Origin of the sequence: Mycolicibacterium wolinskyi str. Jessa 2025, assembly GCF_049241375.1 — a bacterium.
Lineage (GTDB): Bacteria > Actinomycetota > Actinomycetes > Mycobacteriales > Mycobacteriaceae > Mycobacterium > Mycobacterium wolinskyi.
This window is the reverse complement of record NZ_CP185960.1, coordinates 4801358-4816407: the sequence shown is the minus strand read 5'-3', so window position 1 is coordinate 4816407 and position 15050 is coordinate 4801358. Positions and strand designations below refer to the sequence as shown.

At 67.2% G+C, this 15050-nt stretch carries 16 protein-coding genes and 2 tRNA genes; 10 read left to right on the top strand and 8 right to left on the bottom strand.

Annotation, left to right across the window (positions count from 1 at the left end; translation table 11 throughout):
* Window positions 1-59: 59 nt before the first annotated feature.
* Both ACOI2T_RS23845 and ACOI2T_RS23840 read left to right on the top strand, forming a co-directional pair.
* Window positions 60-131, top strand: a tRNA-Gln gene (locus ACOI2T_RS23845).
* A 94-nt stretch (window positions 132-225) separates the two neighbouring features.
* Window positions 226-298: transfer RNA gene (locus ACOI2T_RS23840), tRNA-Glu, on the top strand.
* A gap of 261 nt (window positions 299-559) precedes the next feature.
* On the opposite strand, the gene ACOI2T_RS23835 is transcribed toward ACOI2T_RS23840, so the two are convergent.
* A complete protein-coding gene (locus ACOI2T_RS23835; RefSeq protein ID WP_067854085.1) occupies window positions 560-1261 on the bottom strand; it encodes an IclR family transcriptional regulator in 702 nt (233 codons plus the stop codon).
* 108 nt (window positions 1262-1369) lie between these two features.
* Here ACOI2T_RS23835 and leuC point away from each other — a divergent pair, with 108 nt between their 5' ends.
* The 3 genes from leuC (at window position 1370) to ACOI2T_RS23820 (ending at window position 4274) form a co-directional block, all read left to right on the top strand.
* A complete protein-coding gene (leuC, locus tag ACOI2T_RS23830) occupies window positions 1370-2824 on the top strand; it encodes a 3-isopropylmalate dehydratase large subunit (RefSeq protein ID WP_409505443.1) in 1455 nt (484 codons plus the stop codon).
* A gap of 13 nt (window positions 2825-2837) precedes the next feature.
* On the top strand, window positions 2838-3431 hold the full coding sequence (gene leuD, locus ACOI2T_RS23825; RefSeq protein WP_067854092.1) for a 3-isopropylmalate dehydratase small subunit: 594 nt from the start codon (window positions 2838-2840) through the stop codon (window positions 3429-3431).
* Window positions 3432-3635: 204 nt separating this feature from the next.
* Window positions 3636-4274 (top strand): HU family DNA-binding protein, encoded by a 639-nt coding sequence (locus tag ACOI2T_RS23820; protein WP_067854095.1) that lies wholly within the window; start codon window positions 3636-3638, stop codon window positions 4272-4274.
* Window positions 4275-4331: 57 nt separating this feature from the next.
* Here ACOI2T_RS23820 and mutT1 read toward each other — a convergent pair whose 3' ends face one another.
* Genes mutT1 through cofC form a run of 3 tightly spaced genes read right to left on the bottom strand, consistent with a single transcriptional unit; the run spans window position 4332 to window position 8224 of the window.
* On the bottom strand, window positions 4332-5276 hold the full coding sequence (gene mutT1, locus ACOI2T_RS23815; RefSeq protein WP_409505442.1) for an 8-oxo-(d)GTP phosphatase MutT1: 945 nt from the start codon (window positions 5274-5276) through the stop codon (window positions 4332-4334).
* A gap of 48 nt (window positions 5277-5324) precedes the next feature.
* Window positions 5325-7532 carry an RNA degradosome polyphosphate kinase gene (locus tag ACOI2T_RS23810; protein ID WP_409505441.1) on the bottom strand — a complete coding sequence of 736 codons (2208 nt, stop codon included), beginning with the start codon at window positions 7530-7532 and terminating at the stop codon, window positions 5325-5327.
* A gap of 29 nt (window positions 7533-7561) precedes the next feature.
* Window positions 7562-8224 carry a 2-phospho-L-lactate guanylyltransferase gene (gene cofC, locus ACOI2T_RS23805; protein WP_409505440.1) on the bottom strand — a complete coding sequence of 221 codons (663 nt, stop codon included), beginning with the start codon at window positions 8222-8224 and terminating at the stop codon, window positions 7562-7564.
* An 82-nt stretch (window positions 8225-8306) separates the two neighbouring features.
* Between cofC and ACOI2T_RS23800 the strand changes: the two genes are divergently transcribed.
* The 3 genes from ACOI2T_RS23800 to ACOI2T_RS23790 all read left to right on the top strand — a co-directional run bounded on the left by ACOI2T_RS23800 (window position 8307) and on the right by ACOI2T_RS23790 (window position 11644).
* On the top strand, window positions 8307-9287 hold the full coding sequence (locus ACOI2T_RS23800) for an NAD(P)H-dependent glycerol-3-phosphate dehydrogenase (protein WP_458127393.1): 981 nt from the start codon (window positions 8307-8309) through the stop codon (window positions 9285-9287).
* A 27-nt stretch (window positions 9288-9314) separates the two neighbouring features.
* Window positions 9315-10433 (top strand): cystathionine gamma-lyase, encoded by a 1119-nt coding sequence (locus ACOI2T_RS23795; protein ID WP_409505438.1) that lies wholly within the window; start codon window positions 9315-9317, stop codon window positions 10431-10433.
* A gap of 89 nt (window positions 10434-10522) precedes the next feature.
* Window positions 10523-11644, top strand: coding sequence for a D-alanine--D-alanine ligase family protein (locus ACOI2T_RS23790; protein WP_409505437.1), 1122 nt, complete (start codon window positions 10523-10525; stop codon window positions 11642-11644).
* Window positions 11645-11647: 3 nt separating this feature from the next.
* On the opposite strand, the gene ACOI2T_RS23785 is transcribed toward ACOI2T_RS23790, so the two are convergent.
* A complete protein-coding gene (locus ACOI2T_RS23785) occupies window positions 11648-12217 on the bottom strand; it encodes a DUF3515 domain-containing protein (RefSeq protein WP_409505436.1) in 570 nt (189 codons plus the stop codon).
* A gap of 10 nt (window positions 12218-12227) precedes the next feature.
* The gene (locus tag ACOI2T_RS23780) at window positions 12228-12470 is read right to left on the bottom strand and encodes an Lrp/AsnC family transcriptional regulator (protein ID WP_085145280.1); all 243 of its coding nucleotides are present in this window, start codon (window positions 12468-12470) and stop codon (window positions 12228-12230) included.
* 105 nt (window positions 12471-12575) lie between these two features.
* Here ACOI2T_RS23780 and ACOI2T_RS23775 point away from each other — a divergent pair, with 105 nt between their 5' ends.
* Entirely contained in the window at window positions 12576-13547 is a 972-nt protein-coding gene (locus tag ACOI2T_RS23775; protein WP_409505435.1) for a thiamine-phosphate kinase, read from the top strand.
* A gap of 24 nt (window positions 13548-13571) precedes the next feature.
* Complete coding sequence (locus ACOI2T_RS23770; protein WP_085145282.1) at window positions 13572-14282, top strand: uracil-DNA glycosylase; 711 nt, start codon at window positions 13572-13574, stop codon at window positions 14280-14282.
* Here the strand turns inward: ACOI2T_RS23770 and ACOI2T_RS23765 are convergent, their stop codons facing one another.
* Together ACOI2T_RS23765 and rpmB are read right to left on the bottom strand one after the other, a co-directional pair.
* Window positions 14283-14567, bottom strand: coding sequence for a hypothetical protein (locus tag ACOI2T_RS23765; protein ID WP_409505434.1), 285 nt, complete (start codon window positions 14565-14567; stop codon window positions 14283-14285).
* Window positions 14568-14748: 181 nt separating this feature from the next.
* Window positions 14749-14943, bottom strand: coding sequence for a 50S ribosomal protein L28 (gene rpmB, locus ACOI2T_RS23760; protein ID WP_067854126.1), 195 nt, complete (start codon window positions 14941-14943; stop codon window positions 14749-14751).
* Between the last annotated feature and the right edge of the window lie 107 nt (window positions 14944-15050).

Below are 15050 nucleotides of genomic sequence, written 5' to 3'. Positions count from 1 at the left end.
GCCCCCGGTACGCGATTCGGACCGAAAAATGCCCGTGACCTGCGGTGATGGGCAGCCAATGGGGTATGGTGTAATTGGCAACACAGCTGATTCTGGTTCAGCCATTCTAGGTTCGAGTCCTGGTACCCCAGCTGCGATGAGCGCTCTTCCGAAGAGCGTTCGAGCACAGCGGAGCGATTAGGTCAGGCTGATCACCTGAGCTATGCTTTTCCTCCGGAAGTTCTAGCCCCCGTCGTCTAGCGGCCTAGGACGCCGCCCTCTCACGGCGGTAGCGTGGGTTCGAATCCCATCGGGGGTACAGCGCGAAACACCCAGTTCAATCGAACTGGGTGTTTTGTCGTTTCGGGGTGTCTTCTGCGGGCTCAGCCCGCGATTGTCACGCTGGCGTGGCTGTGGGTGTCGAACGTCACTCTGGCGTGACAACCGGCGTCGTCGGCGCGTGCGGTGACGTGTGCTCGCCCGCCATTGTCACGCTGGCGTGGCTCTGGGCGTCGAGCGTCACTCTGGCGTGACAAAGGCGCGCGACGGCGGAGGCGGGGGAGCAGGCGCGCGACGCGCCTCACAGCCGGCGCGTGAGGGCGTCGGCCGCGGCGAGCAGATCCGCGGCCCAGCGTGCCCCCGGTCGACGGCCCATGCGGTCTATGGGGCCCGATACGGACACCGCGGCGATCACCGCGCCGCGGCTGTCGCGTACCGGCGCCGAGACGCTCGCCACACCGGGCTCACGCTCGGCGGCACTCTGCGCCCATCCGCGCTTGCGGACTTCGGCCAGTGTGCGGTCGGTGAACTTGGCGGTGGGCAGCACGGCCTGCTGCGTGGCCGCGTCGGCGTATGCGAGCAGAACCTTGGCGCCCGAGCCCGCGGTCATCGGCAGCTGAGTTCCGACGGGCACGGTGTCGCGGAGTCCGGCCGGCGGTTCCAGTGCCACGACACACACTCGCGACAGGCCCTCACGCCGGTACAACTGCACGCTCTCGCCGGTGATCTCGCGCAGCCGGGGGAGTACCGCGGCCCCTGCCGCCAGCAGCGGATCGTTGACGTGGGCGGCCAATTCGGTCAATGCCGGGCCGAGCCGCCAGCGGCCGTCGCCGTCGCGTGCCAGTAGCCGGTGGGTTTCAAGGCCGGCGGCCAAGCGGTGCGCGGTCGCCCGGGGAAGCCCGGTCCGCTCGCAGAGTTCGGCCAGACCGCAAGGTGACTCGGCCACGGTGTGGAGCACACCCACCGCTTTGTCGAGCACGCCGATGCCGCTATCATTTCTCACAGAGAGATACTAACGTCTCGAATGCTGAGATGGCAGGTGAGACGGCAACAGGATCTCCCAGCCCCTTACTGCAGCCCGCAGCGCACTGAACCGAATCGAGTACTGGCGATGGATCAATCGACAAAGACATCTGCGAAACCGCGCACCCTGGCCGAAAAGGTCTGGGACGACCACGTCGTGGCCCTCGGCGAGGGTGAGGGCGCCTCGAAAGAGCCCGACCTGATCTACATCGATCTGCATCTCGTACACGAGGTCACCAGCCCGCAGGCGTTCGACGGACTGCGCTTGGCGGGCCGGCCGGTGCGGCGGCCCGATCTGACGATCGCCACCGAAGACCACAACGTGCCCACGGTCGACATCGACAAGCCGATCGCCGATCCGGTGTCGCGCACGCAGGTCGAGACATTGCGGCGCAACTGCGAAGAATTCGGCATCCGGCTGCACCCGATGGGCGATACCGAACAGGGCATCGTGCACATCATCGGGCCGCAGCTCGGCCTGACCCAGCCCGGCATGACGATCGTGTGCGGTGACAGTCACACCTCGACGCACGGTGCGTTCGGCTCCATCGCGATGGGTATCGGCACATCGGAGGTCGAGCATGTGATGGCGACTCAGACGCTGCCGCTCAAGCCTTTCAAGACCATGGCGGTCAACGTCGACGGCGTGCTGCCGCCCGGGGTCAGCGCCAAGGACATCATTCTCGCCGTCATCGCGAAGATCGGAACCGGTGGCGGACAGGGCCATGTCATCGAATACCGGGGCAGCGCGATCGAAGCGCTGTCGATGGAGGGCCGGATGACGGTCTGCAACATGAGCATCGAAGCGGGCGCGCGCGCCGGCATGGTCGCCCCCGACGAGACCACATTCGAATTCCTCAAGGGCCGTCCGCACGCCCCGAAGGGCGCCGACTGGGACGCGGCAGTCGAAGCGTGGAGTCAGCTGCGCACCGACGAGGGGGCCGAGTTCGACACCGAGATCTACCTCGACGCCGCCGAACTCGCCCCGTTTGTGACGTGGGGCACGAATCCAGGTCAGGGTGTTCCGCTGTCGGCCTCGATTCCCGATCCCGAACTCATGGGCGACGACGCCGCGCGGCAGGCCGCCGAAAAGGCTTTGACCTACATGGATCTTCGCCCCGGTACCGCCATGCGGGACATCGCCGTGGACACCGTGTTCGTGGGCTCATGCACCAATGGCCGCATCGAGGATCTGCGCGTGGTGGCCGATGTGCTGAAGGGCCGCACGGTCGCCGACGGCGTGCGGATGCTCGTGGTGCCGGGTTCGATGCGCGTCCGTGCGCAGGCCGAATCGGAAGGCCTCGACCGGATATTCATCGATGCCGGAGCCGAGTGGCGCCAGGCCGGCTGCTCGATGTGCCTGGGCATGAACCCCGATCAGCTGTCGCCGGGGCAGCGTTGCGCCTCGACGTCCAACCGAAATTTCGAGGGCCGCCAGGGCAAGGGCGGCCGTACCCACCTGGTGTCACCGGCCGTCGCAGCCGCCACCGCCGTGCGCGGAAAGCTGGCGTCGCCAGCCGATCTGCCTGCCGCAACCCGCTAGAGGAGCCCGAAAAATGGAAGCATTCAACACTCACACCGGCATCGGCGTCCCGCTGCGGCGGTCCAATGTCGACACCGACCAGATCATTCCGGCGGTCTATCTGAAGCGGGTGACCCGAACGGGTTTCGAGGACGGACTTTTCGCCGCGTGGCGGAATGACCCGTCGTTCATATTGAACCTGCCGCCATTCGACAAGGGCTCCGTGTTGGTCGCCGGGCCCGATTTCGGCACCGGATCGTCGCGCGAACATGCCGTCTGGGCGCTCATGGACTACGGCTTCCGGGTGGTTATCTCCTCCCGCTTCGCCGACATTTTTCGGGGCAACGCGGGCAAAGCGGGGCTATTGGCGGCAGAAGTCGCCCAAGATGATGTCGAGCTGCTCTGGAAGCTCATCGAGCAGAATCCAGGCCTGGAAATCACTGTGAATCTTCAAGATCGAAATGTGTCCGCAGGAACGGTCGTGGTGCCGTTCAGGATTGACGATTACACGGCATGGCGGCTGCTCGAGGGACTCGACGATATAGGCCTTACGCTGCGGAAACTCGATCAGATCGAGGCCTATGAGCAGCGCAGGCCGGGGTGGAAGCCGCGCACCCTGCCGGCCTGATTCGGGGCCCTCGGCGACCCCAATTCGCCGCCTTCCGAACCGGTTCTGAACCCCCCTGGCAGGAGTCCAAGTGGGGCAACCAGATTGCCGGAAAGTTCGCCAGCTACGCCTGAAATTGCGCGTGGCTCTTGGAAATCAGTGGTCAGAGGGTTTACCGTGTCCTCTAGTCGGTCCAAGGTGGACCACTGGTTTCGGAGGTTTTGAATGAACAAAGCGGAGCTCATCGACGTACTCACAACCAAACTGGGCACCGATCGTCGGCAGGCTACCGCCGCGGTGGAGAACGTTGTCGACACCATCGTGCGCGCGGTGCATAAGGGCGACAGCGTGACGATTACCGGTTTCGGTGTTTTCGAGCAGCGCCGTCGCGCTGCCCGGGTCGCGCGTAACCCGCGTACCGGCGAGACCGTGAAGGTCAAGCCCACCTCGGTGCCGGCCTTCCGGCCCGGCGCACAGTTCAAAGCCGTTGTCTCTGGCGCACAGCGTCTCCCGGCAGAAGGCCCGGCGGTCAAGCGCGGTGTGACCGCGGGCCCCGCCAAGCGGACTGCCGCCAAGAAGACTGCTGCCAAGGCTCCGGCCAAGAAGGCTGCCACGAAGGCTCCGGCCAAGAAGGCTGCTACCAAGGCTCCGGCCAAGAAGGCTGCCACGAAGGCTCCGGCCAAGAAGGCTGCCACGAAGGCTCCGGCCAAGAAGGCTGCCACGAAGGCCCCCGCCAAGAAGGCTGCCACGAAGGCCCCCGCCAAGAAGGCTGCTACCAAGGCTCCGGCCAAGAAGGCTGCCACGAAGGCCCCCGCCAAGAAGGCTGCTGCCAAGAAGGCCCCGGCCAAGAAGGGCCGCAAGTAGATTCCCCTCAGGCACGCCGTGGGCCCACAAGCCCACGGCGTGTCTTTGCGTGTGGGGCTATTTCTGTTTCGGCAGGGCGCTGCACATGTAGTCGGCGGCCACGAGCTCGCCACCGGACAATGACAGCACCCAGGTGCTGCCCTTGCGGTTACCGCTGGTTTCCGGGCGCACGTTCGCGCGCTCGCACCACCACGCGATGAGGTCTGGAATCACCTTGCCCTGCGTGCAGATCACCGGGGTACCGGCGCGGGCGGCGATGTCGAGCACGCGGCCGCGGGCAGCTTCCCGATCGGAGGAATACGCTTCCTCGGTCAGCAGCGGTTCGTTGTGGACCTCGACGCCGAGTTCTTGAGCCAACGGCTCGACGGTCTGGTGGCAGCGCACCCGATCGGCGGCGTACAGCGTTGTGGCACCGAATGCCAACAGTTGGTCGACCAGAGACTCGGCCTGCGCCCGGCCGTGCTTGTCCAGCGGGCGTTTGCGGTCGTCGCCCTTGTAGCCGGCCTTGCTGCCCGCGGTGCCATGCCGGACGATCATCACGGTCCTCGTTTCCGGTGGATGAGATATGAAGCGCTGCAATACTTTTCGATCGTAGGGATATTGCAGCTGCTCCATCGCGGCGTCGATCGGAAGCCAGACAAGTTTGTCTACTTCACCATTGGGGGTGAAATCACCACCGGTGGCCTTGGCCGCCCAGTACCAAACCCGTTTGGTGCCCTGCTGGATCGGGTAGGTCACTGCACCGAGGCGGCGACCGAGTTGGGCGGTATACCCCGTCTCCTCGGCGACCTCGCGCAGGGCGGTGAGCGGTTCGGTCTCGCCGGATTCCAGCTTGCCTTTGGGCAGTGACCAATCGTCGTACCGGGGGCGGTGGATGACCGCCACTTCGATCGGCGCCGGTTCGTCACCGACCGGCTCACCGCTTCGGCGCCACAGCACCGCGCCCGCCGCGGGTACCGTTTTCTGCATCGCCTTGGCGGCTGCTGTGCTGTCGTTCGACACCTCTACTCCTGCAGGTCAATCGCCGGCATCCGCCACCGGCCCGCCAGTTCAGGGATGCCGGTGCCGTTCCATCAGTGACACCTGGTGGTCTCTGACCGTCTGGCCTTCTTGCGGCAGTGCCGTCCAGTGGCTGTCGTGGCGCAGTTCCCAACACCGGGTGGCCGGATCCATCGCGGACTCGAACACATCGTTGAGCTGTGCGGTCAGCCTCGGGTCCTTGACCTGAGCCATGACCTCGACACGTCGGTCCAGATTACGATGCATCATGTCGGCGCTGCCAATCCAGAACTCGTCGATGGCGCGGAAGTGAATAATCCGTGAGTGCTCCAGGAAGCGGCCGAGGATCGACCGCACGGTGATGTTGTCGGAATATCCCGGCACGCCGGGGCGTAACGCGCAGATGCCCCTGACCACGACCTCGACCGGGATCCCGGCCTGAGAGGCCCGGTACAACGCGTCGATCACCTGTTCGTCGACGAGCGCGTTGGCCTTCAACCGGATTCCGGTTTGGGCACCGTCACGCTGGGCCGCGATCTCGCGGTCGATGCGCTCGATGATGCCCTTGCGCACACCGCGCGGTGCTACTAGCAGATTGCGGTAGGAATCCTTGCGGGAGTATCCCGTCAAGGAGTTGAACAGGTCGGTGAGATCGGCGCCGATGTCCGGGTCGGCCGTGAGCAGGCCCACATCCTCATAGAGGCGTGCGGTTTTCGGGTTGTAGTTTCCGGTTCCGATGTGGCAGTAACGCCGGATGGTCGAGCCCTCGCGCCGCACCACCAGACACGTCTTGCAGTGCGTCTTGAGACCGATCAACCCGTAGACCACATGCACGCCGGCCTGTTCCAGTGTGCGTGCCCATTTGATGTTGGCCTGTTCGTCGAATCGGGCTTTGATCTCGACGAGCGCGACGACCTGCTTGCCTGCCTCGGCGGCGTCGATCAGCGCGTTCACGATCGGTGAGTCACCGGAGGTGCGGTACAGCGTCTGCTTGATCGCGAGCACGTTGGGATCGGCGGCGGCCTGTTCGATGAAGCGCTGCACGGTGGTTGAGAACGAATCGTAGGGATGGTGCACGAGCACGTCCCCGTCGCGCAGCGTCGAAAAGATGCTCTTCGGGGTTTCGCGTTCGCCGAATGCCGGTGGGGTGGCCGGGACGAACGGCCGGTCCTTGAGGTCGGGCCGATCCACGCTGTAGATCTGCCACAGCGCGGACAGGTCGAGCAGCCCGGGCACCTCGATGACATCGCCTGGGGCCACGTCGAGTTCACGCAGCAGCAGCTCGAGCATGCTCTCGGTCATGTCGTCGGAGACTTCCAACCGGACCGGCGAGCCGAATCGCCTGCGGGCCAATTCGCGTTCGAGGGCCTGCAGCAGGTCCTCGTCCCGGTCCTCCTCGACCTCGAAGTCGGCGTTGCGGGTGATCCGGAAGGCATGGTGTTCCACAACTTCCAGACCGGGGAACAGCACCGGCAGGAACGCCGCGATGAGTTCCTCCATCGGCAGGAACCGTGCCACCGCGGAACCGTCCGGCGAACCCAGCTCGACGAACCGGTCGACGTTGTCGGGCACCTTGATTCTCGCGAAGTGCTGCCCGCCGTCGTCGGGATGTTTGACGGTGATCGCCAGATTGAGACTCAGGCCGCTGACGAAGGGGAACGGGTGAGCCGGGTCGACCGCGAGCGGTGTCAGGACCGGGAACACCTGTTCGTGGAAGTACCGCGAGAGTTTTTCGCGTTCGGACTCGTCGAGTTCGGCCCAGGTGACGATGAAGATGCCCTGTTCGGCCAGCGCCGGGCGTACCGCGTTGGTGAACACCCCGGCATGACGGCTCGCAATCTGCTGCGTGCGTTCGCTGATTCGGCGCAACTGTTCGCGCGGCGACAGTCCGTCTGCCGACCGGACCGACAGGCCCATCTCGTCGCGCCGCTTCAACCCGGCGACACGCACCATGTAGAACTCGTCGAGATTCGAGGCGAAGATCGCCAGGAACTTGGCTCGTTCGAGCAAGGGCAGCGACGGGTCGGCGGCCAACGCGAGCACGCGCGCGTTGAAGTCCAGCCAGCTGAGCTCGCGGTTGAGGTAGCGATCTTCCGGCAGTGCGTCGTCCACCGCCGGTGAGGTTGCCGCAGGGGGCGCCTCCGGTGTCGCGACGGCTTCCACCGCCTGCTGCGATCGCGCTGAACCGTCGCCCAGTTGGGTTTCGTCGGTGCGGGTGTCAGGCTCCGCTTGGGTGGCTTCGCTCACCTGTCCGATCATTCCCTATGTGCGCGCTCCGCGGCTACCCGCTAGCGATGCCGGGCGACCGCTTGCGAAGTGGCGGCCCCGACCCCGAGGCGCCGTGCCGTCTGCAGGTCGTCGGGTGTGTCGATGTCGCATCGCAGGCCCGGCCACGCACCGGTCAACTCGATTGCTCCGGAGTGCCGGTGGTGCGCGGCCGAATCGGCGCCGAACAGCGGTTGCAGCGGAACTCCGAACGCGAACAACGCCGAGGTGCCGGTGCCGTGCCGGTCGCCGACGAAACTGCGCTCATACCCGCGCGCCGAGGCGAGTGCCTCCGCCAGTTCCTGCGGCTGCAGAGCCGGAAGATCGCCTTGCAGGACAACGATGTTCGGTGTGCTGGCCCGCAGCTCGGATTCGGCCGCCGTGATCGCGTTGTTCAACGGGTCGTGGTGACCCTGCGGAGTCGGGTCGGTCAGCACCCCGGCGCCCAGTTGACGTGCGGCATCCGCGGCGACGTCATCGGGCGTCACCACCGTGACCGGTGCGACGCTCGACGCCGCGGTGATGGTGTCGACGAGCATGGCCAATACGACGGCCTCGCGGGTCGGTGCCGAAAATATGGGTGCCAGCCGAGTCTTGGCCGCGGCGAGCCGTTTGACCGCGATGATCAACGCCACGTCAGCGCCCGATGTGGCTGCTGCGGCGCTGGCTGTTCTCGTGCCGCTCATGGTGCCATCCTGCCAGCCGCGCCGGTGCCGTCGCCCGCGGCGGTGTGAGGGTTAGGGTGAACGCGTGGTGGAGGCTGCGGTCATGGGGGCAGGCGCGTGGGGAACGGCGCTGGCCAAGGTCTTGGCGGATGCGGGCAATCCGGTGACGATGTGGTCCCGGCGGCCCGAAGTCGCCGACGAGATCAACAGTGAGCATCGCAACGCCGAATACCTCGGTGACGTGAAGTTGCCGTCCGCGATCCGGGCGACGAGTGACCCCGCGGAGGCGCTGGACGGTGCCTGCACAGTGCTGCTCGCGGTTCCGGCGCAACAGCTGCGCGCCAACCTCGAGGGCTGGAAGCACTTGATCGGCGACGACGTCACCCTAGTGAGCCTGGCCAAGGGAATTGAGCTCGGCACGCTGATGCGCATGAGTCAGGTCATCGTCCAGGTCACCGGAGTGGATCCGGCTCGCGTCGGCGTGGTGACCGGGCCGAACCTGGCCAGTGAGATCGCCGACGAGCAGCCCGCCGCGACCGTCGTCGCCTGCAGCGACTCCGGGCGGGCAGTCACCCTGCAGCGCGCGTTGGCCACCGGATACTTCCGTCCGTACACCAATGCCGATGTGGTGGGTGCCGAGATCGGCGGCGCGTGCAAGAACGTCATCGCGCTGGCCTGCGGGATGGCCGTCGGTGTCGGCCTCGGGGAGAACACCGTCGCGGCCATCATCACGCGCGGTCTGGCCGAGATCATGCGGCTGGGCATCGCTTTGGGCGCGACGCCCGCCACGCTAGCCGGGCTGGCCGGGGTCGGTGACCTCGTCGCGACCTGCACGTCGCCTCATTCGCGCAACCGCACCTTCGGCGAGCGGCTCGGCAAGGGCGGAACCATGGAGTCGGCGCTCGCCGCCGCCGGCGGGCATGTGGCCGAAGGGGTGGCCTCATGCGAGTCGGTGCTCGCGCTGGCCTCCAGCTACGGGGTCGAGATGCCGTTGACCGATGCCGTACACCGGGTCTGCCACAAGGGTTTATCGGTTCACGACGCGGTCGCGCTACTGCTGGGCCGCAGCACCAAACCGGAGTAGGTTCACCCCCGGACGCGAGGACACGGTATGGATGGCACGTACGGCGACTCCACTCGTAGCGTCAAAGCCGTTGGGGTAGAGGCAGTCCCGGGGAAACCCGTCGCGCCGATGCCGGTACCCGCGTCCACCTTCCACCTCTCGCCCGACGAAACCGAGCAGCTCGACAGTTACGGCCGGACCTCCAATCCGTCATGGCGCCAGCTCGAAACCGCGCTCGCCGAGCTCGAGGGCGCCGCGGCAGCGCTCACGTTCGGCTCGGGGATGGCGGCGATCACCTCGGTGCTGCGGGTCCTGACCAGATCGGGTTCGACCCTGTTGGTCCCGGCCGACGGCTACTATCAGGTTCGTCGATATGCCGCGGAATATCTTGCGGCACAAGGTGTTACGGTGATCGAGGCGCACACTGCCGAGATGTGTGAGGCCGCGTCGGCCGCGGATGTGGTGCTGGCGGAAACGCCTGCCAATCCCGGCCTCGACGTCGTCGACCTGCACCGGCTGGCGATGACCTGCCGTCGGCGCGGTGCGACTCTGGTGGTCGACAACACCACTGCGACTCCGCTCGGGCAGCAGCCGCTGTCGTTGGGGGCCGACCTGGTGGTCGCTAGCGCCACCAAATCCCTGTCCGGACACAGTGATCTGGTCGCCGGTTACGTCGCGGGCAGTCAACCGGAGCTGATGGCCGCGGTAGAACGTGACCGACTGTTGGCCGGGCCGATACTCGGCGCGTTCGAGGCTTGGCTGGTGTTGCGAAGCTTGGGTAGCGCCGGGCTGCGGTTCGAGCGGCAGTGCCAGAATGCGCGGGCGCTCGCGGTGATGTTGCGCAGCCACCCCGCGGTGGTCTCGGTGCGGTATCCCGGACTGCCCGACGATCCGGCGCACGAGTTGGCGGCGGCCCAGATGAAGCGGTTCGGCGGACTCGTCGCCGTCGAGCTCGCCGACGCCGCCGCCGTGCACGCGCTCGTCGAACACAGCGAACTGCTGATCGCGTCGACCAGCTTCGGCGGCATCCACACCTCGGTCGATCGGCGGGCCCGGTGGGGTGACCCGGTCCCGCCCGGGTTCGCGCGCATCTCGGCGGGCATCGAGGACACCGACGATTTGCTCGGCGACGTCGAAGCGGCGTTGTCGGCCGCCGCCGACGCCTGATTCGAGCTGTCTCTTGGGCCTGCGACGAAGGCTGCGGGCCGGATGCGCCCACGTGCGGGGTCGGCCCGGGACGGTAGCCTCTCTAGGTTGTGACTGCCCGCAACCAGCCTCCAGGACGCATCCGCGTCGCCGTCGTATACGGCGGGCGTAGCTCCGAGCACGCGATCTCGTGCGTGTCTGCAGGCAGCATCCTGCGCAACCTCGATCCGCAGCGCTTCGAGGTGGTCGCCGTCGGTATCACCCCGGACGGGTCATGGATGCTCACCGACGGTCGGCCCGAGACGCTGGCGATCACCGACGGTCAACTGCCCGCGGTGACCGAGGACTCCGGCACCGAGCTGGCGTTGCCCGCCGCGCCCAACCGCAGGGGGCAGTTGTTGTCCCTGACCAGCGGCCCCAGCGAGGTGCTCGCGGCCGTCGACGTGGTGTTTCCCGTGTTGCACGGCCCCTACGGCGAGGACGGCACCATCCAGGGCCTGCTCGAGTTGGCCGGGGTGCCCTACGTCGGTTCGGGTGTGCTGTCCAGCGCTGCGGGCATGGACAAGGAGTTCACCAAGAAACTGCTGGCCGCGGAAGGTTTGCCGATCGGCGATCAAGTGGTCCTACGACCGAAGGACGCCACGCTCGGCCTGGGCGATCGGGAGCGGCTCGGCCTGCCGGTGTTCGTCAAACCGGCCCGCGGCGGCTCGTCGATCGGCGTCAGCCGCGTCTCTGCCTGGGACGAACTTCCCGCGGCGATCGAGCTCGCCCGCCGTCACGACCCGAAGGTCATCGTGGAGGCGGCGGTTCCGGGACGCGAACTGGAATGCGGTGTCCTCGAATTCCCGGACGGCCGGGTCGAAGCCAGCACGGTCGGCGAGATCCGGGTGGCCGGGGTTCGGGGTCGTGAAGACGGCTTCTATGACTTCGCCACCAAATACCTGGTCGACGCCGCCGAGCTGGACGTGCCTGCCAAGGTCGACGACGATGTCGCCGACGAGGTTCGCCGGCTCGCGGTGCGCGCATTCACCGCGATCGACTGCCAGGGCCTGGCCCGCGTCGACTTCTTCCTGACCGAAGACGGTCCGGTCATCAACGAGATCAACACCATGCCCGGTTTCACCACCATCTCGATGTTCCCGAGGATGTGGGCGGCCAGCGGCGTGGATTACCCGACGCTGCTGGCTGCGATGGTCGAGACCGCGCTGGCCCGCGGTACCGGCCTGCGCTGAGACTCAGCGCGCCGGGGCCGGATCGATCGGCCGGGCCGCCATGGTTCGGGTGATCTGTCCGGAGATCAGCTGAATCGGGGTCGGCCCCGAGCCGGCGGGCAGGGTGAGCGCGACGTACACCGGCCGGTCCACCGCGTACCACGTGCTGCGGGCGTCCTCGGGCGCCTCGGTACCGGCGCCGGGATCGCGGACCTGGAACCACTGCACGGCATCGACCAGTTGCAGCGGCGCGCCGACCACGAAGTCGCCGGGCCGCTCAAGACCGCACCGCAGGATGACGGGCTCGGTCTCGGCTCCCGCGCGCCACGCGGCCGCGCCCGGCGGAGTCGGATCGACGGTGGGGGCACGACGGAAATCGCCGAGCTGCTCGGGCAGTGCTCCCAGCAGCGCATGGCATTCGGCGGTGTCGGCCTGTGGGGCGGGCACCGAGGAAATGACGACAGGTTGCTGGTCGGGCGACTGCTGGCGGGACGCCGCAATCCCCAGCACGGTGATCAACGCCGACACCGCAACGACGACCGCCGCAATCAAGAGAGCGCGGGGTGGTCCATCGGTGGTCTGCGGATCGGTCACACCACCAACTCTATGGCTGCGCTCCGTTGGCGATCGGGCAGGTCAGGGTCCGGGTGATGCCGGTGACCTGCTGCACGCTCGGCATGACATCGCTCTGCAGGGCGGTCAGCGTGTCGGCGCTGATGCGGAGCACCACGTCGTACGGCCCCGTGACGTACTCCGCCGAGATCACGCCCGGCAATGCGGCGAGCTGTTTGGCGACGACCTCGGCGCGGCCCACCTCGGTCTGGATCAGCACGTAAGCCTGCACCACCCGCCGTCTCCTCCGTCTCGCTGCATAGACTCCTCGCCGCAGGCACCAAACGTACCGCAGGTGTGGCCAGTGTTCATGGCGCAGCCGCGAAGGGCAGAAGGGCATATGGCCGACCGAGACCCAGCCACCGACACCAACGACAGTCTCGCGGCGGTCGGCGAGTTCGCGGTCATCGACCGGTTGCTGGCCGGGCGAGCACAGCCGGAATCCGTCACGCTGGGACCGGGTGACGACGCCGCCGTGGTGGCGATCCGTGACGGCCGGACGGCCGTTTCCACCGACATGCTGGTGCAGGACCGGCATTTCCGGCTGGACTGGTCGCGGCCCCACGACGTCGGACGCAAGGCGATAGCGCAGAACGCCGCCGACATCGAGGCCATGGGCGGCCGGGCCACGGCGTTCTTCGTGTCGTTCGGTGCGCCGGCCGACACGGCGACGGCGGACGCGGTCGAACTCGCCGACGGAATGTGGCATGAGGCCAGGAAACTGGGGGCGGGCATCGCCGGTGGTGACCTCGTGCGCGCACCGCTGTGGGTGGTCTCGGTGACCGTGCTGGGCGATCTCGGCGGCCGTGCACCGGTCCGGCGTGGCGGGGCCCGCAGCGGCGACGTCGTCGCGGTGATCGGCGACCTCGGCCGGTCGGCTGCCGGATACACGTTGTGGGACAACGAAATTGACGGCTACCCCGAGTTGCGGGACCGGCACCTGGCGCCGCAGCCGCCGTACGGTCAGGGCGCGGTGGCAGCCGCGGCCGGTGCGACGGCGATGACCGATGTCTCCGACGGGCTGCTCGCCGATCTCGGCCACATCGCCACCGCGTCAGGGTTCGGCATCGACGTGGACACCGGTGGTCTTGCCGACGATCGGGCCGCGGTTGCCGCTGCCGCCACGGCCGTCGATGCCGACCCATTGCAGTGGGTCCTGGGCGGCGGTGAGGATCACGCGCTGGTAGCGACGTTTTCGGGGGCCCCGCCCGACGGTTGGCGGGTGATCGGCCGAGTGGTCGACGGGCCGGCCCGGGTTCTCGTCGACGGCGCGCCGTGGACGGGAAGCCCGGGATGGCAGTCGTTCGGTTAACGGTTCACGCTAAGTTGGCTTTTCGTGACTGCGGACGCGACTAGCAATTCAACCGGTGCACGCCCTCTCAACGAACTCGTCGAAGACGGCTGGGCCCGCGCGCTTGAGCCCGTCGCGGCCCAGGTGGCACAGATGGGGGAGTTCCTGCGCGAAGAGCTGACCGCGGGCAGGCGTTATCTTCCGGCCGGCCAGAACATCCTGCGGGCCTTCACCTTTCCCTTCGATCAGGTGCGCGTCCTCATCGTCGGACAAGATCCCTATCCCACGCCGGGACATGCCGTCGGACTGAGTTTCTCGGTCGCATCCGACGTTCGGCCGCTGCCGCGCAGCCTGTCCAACATCTTCACCGAGTATGCCGACGACTTGGGGTACCCGCCGCCCAGCACCGGTGACCTCACGCCGTGGGCAGAACGCGGCGTCCTGCTGCTCAACAGGGTGCTGACGGTGCGCCCCGGTACTCCGGCGTCACACCGCGGGAAAGGCTGGGAACCGGTCACCGAGTGCGCGATCCGCGCATTGGTGGCGCGCCGCAAGCCCATGGTGGCCGTGCTGTGGGGACGCGACGCGTCGACGCTCAAGCCGATGCTCGCGGAAGGCGACTGCGCCACGATCGAATCCCCGCACCCGTCACCGCTGTCGGCCTCGCGCGGATTCTTCGGATCGCGGCCGTTCAGCCGTGCCAACGAACTCCTGCAACAGCGTGGCGCCGAGCCGATCGACTGGCGACTGCCCTGACTACCCCGGCATCGGGATGGGCGGCGGCGACGGAATCGGCGGGGGTGAGGGAATGGCCGGCGGCGATGGGATCGCCGGCGGGGACGGGATCTCGATCGTCGCGTCCCCGTCACCCTCGGTGGTCACCGTCGGAGGCGACGCGGGAGACGTCGGCGCCGGAGACAACGTGGTCTCTTCGATCGGAGACTCCGTCGTCTCGATGACCGTCGTCTCGGTGGTCGTGGTCTCCGTCGTGGTTTCGTCACCGGAGTCGCCGCCACCGCATGCGGTCAGCAACGCACCCACGGCAAATCCGGAGGCGACAGCGTACAGCGCTGAGTGTGATACGCGAGAGGTCATGACGACAGGAGCTACCCCGCCGACCTCTCGGTTAAACCACGGCGACCGCGCGCAAGCGCTCAGCCGTGCTGGTCTTCGTCTTCGCGCAAGCGCTCAGCCGTGCCGGTCTTCGTCTTCGCGCAAGCGCTCAGCCGCGCGCGACCTTGCCGGCCTTGATGCAAGAAGTGCAGACATTCACGCGCTGCTTGTTGCCACCCGGGCGCGTCACGGCGCGCACCGACTGGATGTTCGGATCCCAGCGCCGGCTGGTCCGCCGATGCGAATGCGACACCGACTTGCCGAAGCCCGGCGCCTTCCCGCAGATATCGCACACGGCAGCCATATCAACAACTCCTCGAAATCAGTACTTGGGGGCCAACGACCACAGGCGGGGTGACCCGACAACCTGATCAGAATACCGGCCAGGCTGGCTATCGCCAAAATCGGCCG